Source organism: Actinophytocola xanthii (genome assembly GCF_001921205.1).
GTDB classification, from domain to species: domain Bacteria; phylum Actinomycetota; class Actinomycetes; order Mycobacteriales; family Pseudonocardiaceae; genus Actinophytocola; species Actinophytocola xanthii.
The window spans coordinates 77,417-88,373 of sequence record NZ_MSIE01000030.1; the positions used below are offsets into that span (position 1 = coordinate 77,417).

Below are 10,957 nucleotides of genomic sequence, written 5' to 3' on the forward strand. Positions count from 1 at the left end.
AACGATCAAACCCGGCTCATCGACGCTAGCGCGCTCGACTCGGCTCAGGCAAGGGCTTTCCTCGCGCGGGCCGCCGACACGCGACGCGGTGTGACTTCGACCGGGTGAATCGGGGTACACCGGGCCTGGCCACCGAGGTCGACCAGAACGTCAACGTCAGCTGATCGTGCCGGCGTGAGCCCGGCCCAGCCGGGTAACCCCAGGCATGTCCGAACCAAGCAATGCACCCCCGGAGGCGCCCCACGCGCCGGGCACCCCCCGGCTGGAGGACCTCAACGTCGACGAGGACGGTCACGACGTCGAGCGGAAGAAGCCCGACGACGACCAGGACGTGCGTGAGGAGGCCGGCGAGGTCGAACCGCCGGACTGACCGGCTGTGCCGCCGCCCCCGGTGGGCAGGTTTCGCCCTGCCCACCGGGGGTAGCCGCCAGCCCGAACGAGACAGGACGCGAGCCGAGAACAGAGGAGACGCCGTGTCGGACGACAAGACCGACGAGACCACAACCGACACCAGCGAGGACGTCATCGACCTGCTGTGCCGGCAGCACGAGGAGATCCGCCGCCTGTTCGCCGACCTCGAGCAGGCCCCCGAGCAGGACCGTGAGTCGCTGTTCGCCGACCTCGTGCGCCTGCTGTCGGTGCACGAGACGGCCGAGCAGGAGCTCATCCACCCGGAGATCCGCGCGATGGAAGGCGGGGAGGAGGTCGTCGACGCCCGGCTCGCCGAGGAGAAGCGGGCTACCGAGCTGCTCGAGACCATGACCGACATCGGCCCCAAGGCCGAGGGGTTCGACACCCTGTTGATCCAGCTCCGCGAGGACGTGCTGGCCCATGCCGAGCACGAGGAGTCCGCGGAGTTCCCCATCCTGCGGCAGGGCAGGGACCGCGACCGGCTCGTGTCGCTCGCCGGTGCCGTCCGCGCCGCGGAGCGGATCGCGCCCACCCGGCCGCACCCGAACGTGACGAGCCCGGCGGCCAACTTCCTGCTCGGCCCGCCGCTGGCCATCATGGACCGCGCCCGCGACGCCATCCGGGACGCCCTTCGCCGCTGAGCCGGCCCTCGCGCGGGTGACATCCGCGCGAGAACCTCCGTAGCATCCCGGCCGTGGCGCATCGCCGCGCCACGGCCGGGGACGAGGAGGAGACCCATGCGCAGGGTGGCGACGGCCGTGCTGCTGTTCCTGCTGGTCCTGTCGGGACTGGCGGCTCCCGCTACGGCCACCCGCGAGGCGCCCGACCGCCTGCCCGTCGTCTCCCCGACCCCCCGCTCGATGACCTCCACCGGGGGAGAGGTCGTGGTCCCGCCCCGGGTGCGGCTGGTCACCGGGCGGCACAGCGACCCGGCCGCCGTCCGGGAGACCGCCGCGCTGCTGCGTTCCGCCGGTGCCACCCACGTCGTGCGCGACCAGGGACCGGCCGCCCGGCTGACCGTGTTTGTCGGCGGCCCGGCCGACCACCGGTCCGTACCGGGCGCCGACTCCTCCCGGGTCGCCCGCCTGCCGTCCGGGGGCTACCTGCTGGCCGCCGCGGGGAACCGGCGCGGGTGGATGCTCGTGGTGTCCGGGGTGGACGGTGCCGGCCAGTACCACGCCGTCCAGACGCTGCGGCAGGTGATCCGGCCGCGGCCCGGCGCCGACGCGCTGCCCGGACTTGTCGTCCTGGACTGGCCCGAGCTGCCGTTCCGCGGGGTGGTCGAAGGGTTCTACGGAACGCCCTGGTCCCAGGCGGACCGGTTGCGCGCACTGGACTTCCAGGGCCGCAACAAGCTCAACACCTACGTGTACGCGCCCAAGGACGACCCGTACCACCGCGAGCTCTGGCGCGACCCGTACCCCGCCGCCCGGCTCGGCGAGTTCGCCCAGCTGACCCGGCGCGCGGCGCGGCGGCATGTCGAATTCGTGTTCTCGCTGTCGCCCGGCGCGGACGTCTGCTACTCCGGCGACGACGACTTCCGCCTGCTCACCGCGAAGACCCAGGCGCTCTACGACGTCGGGGTGCGGTCCTTCGCGTTGTTCTTCGACGACATCGCCGCCCAGCTGCACTGCCCGTCGGACCTCGAGCGGTTCGGTGGCGACGCCTCACCCGCGGCCGCCGCCCAGGCCCACCTGCTGGACCGGTTCGCCCGCGAGTTCCTGGCCCCCCGGCGCGGCACCGGCCCGTTGCTGACCGTGCCGACCGAGTACAACGGAACCGCGGCGAGCGTCTACAAGGACCGGTTCGCCGCGCTGGTACCGCCGGCCGTGCATGTGATGTGGACCGGGCAGCAGGTCATCTCACCCACCATCAGCGACGCGGACGTGGCCGCTGCCCGTGCCCGGTACGCGCACCCGCTCGTGTTGTGGGACAACTACCCCGTCAACGACGCCCAGCCGGACCGGCTCTACCTCGGCCCGCTGACCGGCCGGGGACCGCGGCCCGCCGCCAGCGGCTCGGCGGGCCTGCTCGCCAACCCGATGGTGCAGGCCGAGCCGTCGCTGCCCGCGCTCACCACGGTCGCCGACTACGCCTGGAACCCCGCGGGCTACGACCCCGACCGCTCCTGGCGTCACGCGCTGCGGACGTTGGGCGGACGCCAGGTCGAGGCCCTGACCGCCTTCGCCGACGCCAACCGGGCCTCGCCGCTCGACCCGGCGTCCGCGCCGGAGCTCTCGGCACGCGTGGCCGCGTTCGAGACCGCGCTCGCGGCCGGCCGCCCCGGCAGCGCCGCCGCCCCGCTGGCCCGCTGGTTCACCGCGCTCGCCCGCGCGAGAACCGCGCTGGGCACGCTCTCCGGTGCGCTGGACGGAGGAGCGTTCGTCGCGGCCGCCGACCCGTGGCTGCGCAAGGCCGAGCACTACGGCACGGGTGGGGCGGCCGTCGTCGCGTCGCTGACCGCCGAGCACGTCGGCGATCTCACGACGGCCTGGCGGGAACGGGCCAGGTTCGAGCGGTCGCGGGCAGCCGCGGCGGAGATCCCGGTGACCGTGGCGCCCGGGGTCGTCGACCCGTTCCTCGACCGGGCGGGTGCGGCCGGCCGGCTCGTCACGCTCGCCACGCCCGACCCGGGCACGGTGATCGCTCCCGGCAGCGACGTGACCCTGACCGCGGCCGTCCGGTCCGGCGACGTGCCGGTCACCGAGGTGCGCTACCTGGTCGGCGGTGAGGTGGTCGGGACGGCGACGAGCGCGCCGTACACCGCGGTGTGGCGTGCGGTGCCCCGGCGCCTCGCCCGGGTCGTCGTCGAGGTCACCGACGCCACCGGCGCCGTGGTGCGTTCGGCACCGGTCGACCTCACGATCGGTACCCCCGACCACGCGCTGCTGGTGTACGGGGACGACGGCAACCCCGGTACCGGCGGGCTCGCCCCCGGCGAGGAGGACGTCGCGGACCGGTTGGCGCACCTGGGGTTCGCCGTGGACCCGGTGCTCGCCACGGAGGCCGACCCGACCGACGCCGACGGCCGGGCGCTCGTGCTGGTCTCCTCCACGGTGGCCTCCGGCGACGTCGCCGCGAAGTTCCGGGACGTGGCCGTGCCGGCCATCGCCTGGGAGGCGTTCGTGTTCGACGACATGGGGCTGGCCGCCTCGGCGGGTGAGCAGTTCCGCGCGGACACCGTCGAGTTCGTCCGGCCGCCGACACCGCTGTCGGCCGGGTTGGCGGGGCCGGTCCGGGTCTACCGGCAGGAGGGCCGGGTCCGCTGGGCCGTGCCCGCGCCCGGCGCGATCGTCGCGGCGACCATGCCCGGCGACCCGAGCCGGGCGACGGTGTTCGGCTTCGAGCGGGGTGCCCCGCTGCTCAGCGGCCTGACCGCGCCGGCCCGCCGGGTCGGCCTCTACCTCGGGGACGAGGGGCTGCTGTCGGGGTTGGTCGCCGACGCGAGCGTGTCGGTGTTCGACGCCGCGGTGCGCTGGGCCGTGCGCCAGGACGACACCAGGGCGAAGGCCAGCAGCAGCTCGGCGATGTCGCCGCCGTAGTACATCAGCTCCGCCGCCCCGCGCAGCTGCTCGACCGGCACGCGGATGCCCAGCACCCCGGCGTACATCAGCTGGGACAGCACGGCGTGCACGGCGACGGCGATTCCGAGCAGCACCAGGCGGGTACGCACCGACGGGCGGCGGGGCGCGGGGTCGGGACCGGCGATGACCCAGGCGAAGAGGTAGCCAGACAGCAGGAAGTGCAGGTGCACCAGGTGGTGGGTGAGCCCGTCACCGGCCGCCACGGCGTGCAGGGGTGTGGCGTAGAGCGCGACGAGCCCGCCCAGGTTGAGGCCGAGAATCGTCGCGGGGTGGGCGAGGACGTGGGCCGGGCCGCTGCGCAGCACCCGGCCGACGACCCGTCCCCAGCGGGTCGGGACGGCGCGCAGGAGCAGGGTGACCGGGGCACCGAGGGCCAGGCCCATCGGTGCCACCATCCCGATCAGCAGGTGCTGGAGCATGTGCCCGCGGAAGTCGTCCGGGGGGTAGGGAGAGGCCTGCGGGAGCACGGCGAGCGCGAGCAGGACGGCACCGGCGAGGAAGCTCGCGGTGCGCCACCGGCTCCAGCCGCGGGCGTCGCGGTGCTGGCGCAGCGCCAGGACCAGGTAGCCGGCGGCGACCAGCGCGACCGCCAGGACTGGCGGCAGCCACCCGGACGCGGCGGCATGCGCCTCGTGCCCTCCTCCGCCGTGGCCGCCGTGCCCGCCCTGGGCGAGGTCGACGGTGCTCACCGCCGCGGGTCGTCTGCGTCGGCCCGGACCGGCGCCGCCGTGCGCTGGAGGAGCCAGCCGCCGGCGACGAGCGCCGCGCCCAGGGCGAGGAAGCCGAGGTCCCACCACAGCTGATTCGGTCCGCCGCGCACGTGGTGGATACCGAGGAGGTGGTGGTCGACGACGCCTTCGACGAGGTTGAACAGCCCCCAACCGACCAGGACCCAGCCCCACAGGGCCGCAGAGCGCCAGACCGGCCCGCGCGAGGTCGACAGGCGCGAGTACAGCAGGGCCAGCCCGACGAGGACGCAGAGCCAGGTGAAGGTGTGGAACACGCCGTCCCACAGCGTGTTCATCCGCAGCCCGGGCACGGTGTCGGGGGAGTAGGTGGGCACGCCGACGTTGTCGGTGTCGCTGCTGCTGAGCAGGTGGTGCCACTGCAGGAGCTGGTGCAGCAGGACCCCGTCGACGAACCCGCCGAGCCCCAGCCCGAGAACCGTTCCCGGCAGGGCGATCGCGGGCGTGCCGGCGCGGGACCCGGTGGTGGTGCCGGTGGCCATGGGGCTCCCTCCGTCGCGCGTCGCCCAGCCGCGTACCCCGGGCTTGGGCGGCAAAACGCGGTCGGGAGGCGCACCCCGCAGCGGAGGTGACGCGGAAGGTGGCGTCGCTCGCGCAGGGTCCGCAACGCGACGGCGACCGCGCGACGGGACCCTCTGCCGGGCCGAGGGGACCTCCGGACGAGGCAAACACCACACCGAAGCCATACAACGCCCGCCTCCGACGAGGGGCCCGGGCGCGCGGCGGCGCGAGGGGGAGCGTCAGCGGGTGATCGACCCGGTGAACCACCAGCGCCCGCTGGGCACCTCGTACACGGTGAAGCCGGGTTCCCCGCGGAGGAGGCGGGCGCCGCGGGGGGCCCGGGCCGGGCGTTCGGCTGTCGGCACGTGTACCTCGGCGGTGGCCCCGAACGGGACCTCGACGGTCAGAGCCAGCAAGGAACCGGTCACCCGCCAGTCGACGGCGGCCCGGCCGCGCACGGTCTCCAGCGCGGTGCGTGCCCAGTCGACGCCCACGCGCGCGTCGGGTCGGACGGTGAACCGGCGGTACCCGGCGTCGCCGGGGCGCAGGCCGGCGACGTTCTCGTACAGCCACCGCACGACCGTGCCCTGGAAGTAGTGGTCGCGGGACCGGGAGTCCAGCGGCCACATCTCCCACATGGTGTCGGCGCCGCTCGCGAACCAGTAGCCCCAGCTCGGGTACGTGCGCTGGGTCGCGATCGCGTGTGCCACGTCTGCGTGCCCGTGCGCGGTCAGCACCGGCAGCAGCTCACTGGTGCCGAGGGCGCCGGTGTTGAGGTGGTTCCCGCGCGCGCGGACGTCGGCGACCAGGCCGGCCACCACGGAGGACACCGCCTCCGGCGGGACAAGGCCGAACGCCAGCGGTATCGCGTTCGAGGTCTGGCGGTAGTCGGGGTCGGCGTCGGTGCGGTAGACGCCGTCGCGCAGGAAGGTCGCGTTGAGCGCGTCGCGGCAGGTGGCCGCGACCTGCCGGTAGCGGGTGGCGACCTCGGTGTGCCCCAGCAGGTCCGCGAGCTCGGCGGTGGCGACCAGCGCGCGGTGCAGGTAGGCCGTCGCGGTGAGCCGGGTGTCCTCCGGCGGGTTGCCGCCGTAGCCGGGCGGGAGGTAGTCGCCGAGGGCGGTGTCGGCCAGCCCGTCCCGCAGCCGGCCGATCTCCCAGTCGAGGTAGCGGGTCAGCGCGGGCCAGTGCTCGGCGGCGACCCGGTCGTCGCCGTAGACCCGGTACATCTCGCGCAGCAGGAACGGGTACACGGTCGTCCACTCGGGAGACGGCGCGGCCTCCTGGTAGCCCCACCCGCCGCTCGGCACGATCACCGGCAGCTGGCCGGCCTCGGTCTGGCTGTCGGCGAGGTCGCCGAGCCACTTCGTCAGGAAGCGGGCCACGCCCAGCGCGTAGGCCATGACCGGCGCGCCGAGCTGGGCGTCGCCGGTCCAGCCGTTCTTCTCGTACATCGGGGTGTCGGTCGGGATGCCGTGCAGGTTGTTGCGCAGCGTCCGGCGCATCGCGCGTTCGAGCTGCTCGTAGAACGGCTCCGAGCAGGCGAACGTCCCGGTGTCGGGGACCGCGCTGTGCACCACCCGGCCGAGCACCTCCTCCGGGCGAGGCCCGCTCACCTCGACATAGCGGAAACCCTTGTAGGAGAAGCGCGGCTCCCAGCTCTCGCGTCCGGTGCCGGCGCAGACGTACTCGTCGAGCTGGTGGCGTCCCGGCACGTGCCCGTTGCCGCCCTGCACGTGGCCGTCGCCGCCGAGCTTCTCGCCGTACTGCAACCGGACCACGGTGCCGGCCGGCGCGGTGACGGTCAGCCTCGCCCAGCCGGCCATCGTCCGTCCCATGTCGACGATGTGGACGCCGGGGGAGAGCTCGGTCACCGAGACCGGGCGGACCGTCTCCACGACCTCGATCGGCTCGTGCTGCTGGGCCCGCAGCGTGCCCCGCGGCGCGTCGACGGCGACCGCGGGGTGCCAGACGGGGGTGCGTGTCGCGTCGAAGGTCTCCCCGGCGTAGAGGGAGTCCGAGCGGGTTGCGCTGTCGGCGACCTCCCAGTCGGTGTCCGAGCCGATCGTGGTGCGCGAGCCGTCCGGGTGGGTCAGGACGAGCTGGGCGAGCAGCCGGGGGTCGCCGTGCCAGCTCGCCCGGTGCCAGTTCCAGACGTTCGGCGTCGTCATGCCGTAGAAGCCGCGACCAAGGGCGACCTCGATCGAGTTGGCGCCGCGGGAGACCTGCCGGGTGACGTCGTGGGTCGCGTACAGGACGGTCCGCTCGTAGTCGGTGAACCCGGGGTCGAGCACCTGCCGTCCCACACGTCGCCCGTTCAGCTCGGCGTCGTAGTAGGCGAGCCCGGAGATGTACAGCCGCGCCGAGGTCACCGTCTTGTCCACTGTGAACCGTCTACGCAGGACCGGTGCGGGCTGGGTGGTCTCCACCGCGACCTGGGAGCCCCACGGCCCGCCGCCGTAGGCGGCGAGCACGGTCGCCGCGGTCCAGCCGGAGTCGTCGAACTCCGGTTGCTCCCAACCGTTCTGCTCGGTCTCGCTCACCCGCCAGCCCGGTCCCGTGACCACCTCCTGTCGCCCGTCGGCCAGCTCGACCACCAGCCGGACGAGCAGTCCGCCAGGGTTCACCGAGACGGTGCCGCGGTTGGTCGCCAGCGCGGCCAGCACGAGGTGGCCCTCGGCGTCCCGCACATGCTCGGTGACGTCGGCGAAACGTCCGAGCCTCCACCCGTCGACCTGCTCGGGGGCGTGCAGCACCCGCCGTCCGTTGAGGTACAGCGTGAAGTCGTCGTCGGCGGTGGCGACCAGGAGCGCCCTGGTCACCTCGGTGCCCACGTCCACGGTGTGTCGGAACCACCGCGGTCCGGTCGGCGCGCCGCTGGGGGTGGCCCCCGGTGACCAGATCCAGGAGGCGCCCTCGAAGCCGGGCGGTGCCTCCGCGGCCGGCGCCCCGATCCAGCGCGCGTTCCAGGGGGTGCCGAGGAAGCCGGTCTCCCACCAGCCGCGGGCGCTCCATCCCGACACGCGGCCGCGCTCGTCCCAGACGCGGACCCGCCAGGTGTAGCGGGTGTGCGGTCGCAGCGGCGGGCCGGCGTACGGAACGCCGATCGTGCGGTCGGAGTCGACCTTCCCGGAGTCCCACACGCCGTCGACCCGCACCTGGTAGGCGCTCTGCCGACTGCCCTCGTCGCTGGCCGCCTTCCAGGAGAGTCGGGGTGCGGCCACGTCGGTGCCGAGCAGCGTGGACGCGTACTCGACGGTGGTCTCGCGCACCGTCGGTCCGCCACCCCCGGCCTCGGCCGACGCCGCCGCGACCTCACCCGTCCCCAAGCCGACCCCCGCGACGGCGGAACCCCACAGGAACGTCCGCCGCTTCACACCCTCGCCCATCCGCCGTGCCCTTCGTCGGATTACGTGGTGAAACGTTTCAACGGATCTTAGTCCGTGACCCCGTTGACGACAAGTGGACCGGGGAGGGCTACCTCAGGGCGACGGTGAGGAGGACGGCGGCGTCGGTGAGGGCGATGAGGCCGTGCCGCTCGCTGGGGACGGAGGTGAGCTGGCCGGCCGCCAGGATGGCGCCGTCATCGTGGGTGTGGAGGCGGACGGTGCCGGTGACGACGAACAGGGTGGCCGCTGGTGGCGAGTCGTGTTCGGCCAGCTCCGCACCTTCGCTCAGCGCGATCAGGGTGGCGCGCTGCGACGTCCCGGTGACCAGGGTTCTCGACGCCCGTCGCGAGTGGTGCGTGCCGGCCTCGGCCAGCAGTTCGGCGGCCAGGGCGTCTACCTGGGTCACAGCGGGGTGGTCGGTCATGGGGTGCGCTCCCATCCTCGGCGAGGGGTTCGGTTGCCCAGCCGCTGCTCGCGGCTCCGGTAGACGATATAGGGCCGGGTCAGGTAGCCGAGTGGCATCGAGAACACGTGCACCAACCGGCTGAACGGCCAGAACGCGAACAGCGCCCAGGCCGCCAGGGCGTGCAGCTGGAACCCGAGCGGCGCGACGGGCGGTGGCCAGGCCCAGCATGCGCCGCCCGCCTTCACACGTTAGGGGCTAATGGCTCTGGAGTGCGCAGGCCGAGGGCGTGGCCGTAGCGGCTGAGCCGCATCGGCAGCGTCTGCTTGACCGACGGGCAGGCCGGCGTCCCCTCGCCCCAGACCAGGGGGCAGCTCCCACCGCAGATCGGGAAGATCGGGCAGGTCGGGCAGTAGGCCTCGGTGTCGCCGAGCAGGTGCTCGTTCCAGTCGTCGTAGCGACCGGGCGGGCGGATCCGCGGGGCCGGGAGCCGGGTCACATGACCCAGTGCCGTGTCCTCGCGGCCGGGCACCAGCGGCTGCTCGGTGCAGGAGTGCACCGCCCCGCCGGGGGCGATGACCTCGGCCCGCCGGTTCACCGCCACACACACCATGTGCTTGCGGGCGATGGGCAGCTCACTCCTGGTCAACCCGAACTCGGCGTAGGCGTCCAGCCACCGCCGTTCGATGTCGACGACGTCGGCCGGCGCGACCGCGTAGTCGGAGACGTCGTTGCCCCACTCGCGGACCAGCGCCGTGTAGAACCGGACCTTGGCGTCGGCCAGGCCGGCGTCGCGGGCGGCCCGCGCGAACTCGCGGTGCTCGTCCTGGTTCGCCCGACTGATGTTCGTGCGGATGCTGAACCGCAGCGCCGGCAGGTCGGTGGCGGCGCAGGCGGCCGCGATCGTCGAGGTGATGTGGTGGAAGCTGCCCCGGCCGCTCTTCAGCGGGCGTTGCGCGTCGTGCCGCGCCGGTGGCCCGTCCAGGGTGACCTCGAAGGAGGTGACCCGGCAGTCGCGGTGCAGCCGGCGGATCTTGTCCACGGTCAGCAGCGACCCGTTGGTCACCATCTTGGCCGAGTAGGGGATGCCAGCGAACTCGCACACCGGGATGATGTCCGCCGACAGGTCGAGGATCTGGGCGTAGCCCATCATCGGTTCGGCGCCGAACCAGCAGACGCCGACGCCGGTCGTCGCGGGGTCCTGCGCGGCCGCCGACAGCCGCGCCTTGACCGCGTCGCGGTGCTGCTCCCGTCTCGGCAGCCGGACGTGGTTCTGGCCGCAGTAGCCGCACCCCATGTTGCAGTACGCCGCGGGCATCAGGACGAACATGCGGTCGGTGTTGGCCGCGATCCGAGCGCGGTTCTCCTCGACGATCTCGCTGAACTCGTCCCGGGAGTCGGCGACGAGAATCCCGGCGGCGGCCATTTCGGCTCGTTCGTTCTCGGCGAGCAGGGCCGGCCGGTGCAGCAGGCGGTCGAGCACGTCGGTGCCGAGCAGGTAGACCTGACCCGAGGCGGTATGCAGCACGACGCGGACCCGCCTGCCGCCGTCGTCCATAAGCGTCTCGTCGGACAGGACCAGAAACTGACTCGCTCGCATGAGAGGCCCCCTGCCTCGTGTCGTGGGCCGGTGTGGGGCGCGGTCGTCCGACGTCGGCGCCCCACACCAGGACTCAGCAGCAACTGTCGTTGTTGGACTGTTGACAACAACCCCAGTTGGTCATCGCGACGTAGTCGCTCGACCCGGGTGTCACGTTGGCGAGCACGCTCGAGCCGGCGGTGGTCGTCGACTCCGCGCTGGCCGTACCGGCGGTCAACATCGGTGCGACGGCGAGCGCGCCGGCCACGGCGGTGGTCGCGGCGAAGCGTTTGATGAACGTGTTCCGATCTTCGTTCATCGAGTTCCCTCCCTTCCCTTCTTCGGGT

Annotated in this window: 8 protein-coding genes and 2 pseudogenes; 3 read left to right on the forward strand and 7 right to left on the reverse strand. The window is 73.4% G+C overall.

Annotation, left to right across the window (positions count from 1 at the left end; all coding sequences use genetic code 11):
- Positions 1–205: 205 nt before the first annotated feature.
- The 3 genes from BU204_RS41325 (at position 206) to BU204_RS17275 (ending at position 3,953) form a co-directional block, all read left to right on the forward strand.
- On the forward strand, positions 206–370 hold the full coding sequence (locus BU204_RS41325) for a hypothetical protein (RefSeq protein ID WP_233160378.1): 165 nt from the start codon (positions 206–208) through the stop codon (positions 368–370).
- A 103-nt stretch (positions 371–473) separates the two neighbouring features.
- Positions 474–1,052, forward strand: coding sequence for a hemerythrin domain-containing protein (locus BU204_RS17270; protein WP_075126715.1), 579 nt, complete (start codon positions 474–476; stop codon positions 1,050–1,052).
- Positions 1,053–1,148: 96 nt separating this feature from the next.
- Positions 1,149–3,953, forward strand: coding sequence for a beta-N-acetylglucosaminidase domain-containing protein (locus tag BU204_RS17275; RefSeq protein ID WP_075126716.1), 2,805 nt, complete (start codon positions 1,149–1,151; stop codon positions 3,951–3,953).
- 2 nt (positions 3,954–3,955) lie between these two features.
- Here BU204_RS17275 and BU204_RS41330 read toward each other — a convergent pair.
- The 7 genes and pseudogenes from BU204_RS41330 to BU204_RS17310 form a co-directional block, all read right to left on the reverse strand.
- Positions 3,956–4,792 (reverse strand): annotated as a pseudogene (locus tag BU204_RS41330) (cytochrome c oxidase assembly protein); the annotation flags it as partial.
- On the reverse strand, positions 4,681–5,223 hold the full coding sequence (locus BU204_RS17285) for a DUF2243 domain-containing protein (protein WP_075126718.1): 543 nt from the start codon (positions 5,221–5,223) through the stop codon (positions 4,681–4,683). The gene BU204_RS17285 and the pseudogene BU204_RS41330, both read right to left, overlap by 112 nt.
- Before the next feature lie 258 nt (positions 5,224–5,481).
- Positions 5,482–8,628, reverse strand: a complete 3,147-nt coding sequence (locus tag BU204_RS17290) for a family 78 glycoside hydrolase catalytic domain (RefSeq protein ID WP_075126719.1) — start codon at positions 8,626–8,628, stop codon at positions 5,482–5,484.
- An 88-nt stretch (positions 8,629–8,716) separates the two neighbouring features.
- Complete coding sequence (locus tag BU204_RS17295) at positions 8,717–9,052, reverse strand: cupin domain-containing protein (RefSeq protein ID WP_075126720.1); 336 nt, start codon at positions 9,050–9,052, stop codon at positions 8,717–8,719.
- Positions 9,049–9,237: pseudogene (locus BU204_RS17300) on the reverse strand (respiratory nitrate reductase subunit gamma); the annotation flags it as partial. The gene BU204_RS17295 and the pseudogene BU204_RS17300, both read right to left, overlap by 4 nt.
- Before the next feature lie 38 nt (positions 9,238–9,275).
- Positions 9,276–10,631 carry a radical SAM/SPASM domain-containing protein gene (locus BU204_RS17305; protein WP_075126721.1) on the reverse strand — a complete coding sequence of 452 codons (1,356 nt, stop codon included), beginning with the start codon at positions 10,629–10,631 and terminating at the stop codon, positions 9,276–9,278.
- Positions 10,632–10,704: 73 nt separating this feature from the next.
- A complete protein-coding gene (locus BU204_RS17310; protein ID WP_075126722.1) occupies positions 10,705–10,929 on the reverse strand; it encodes a hypothetical protein in 225 nt (74 codons plus the stop codon).
- Positions 10,930–10,957 lie beyond the last annotated feature (28 nt).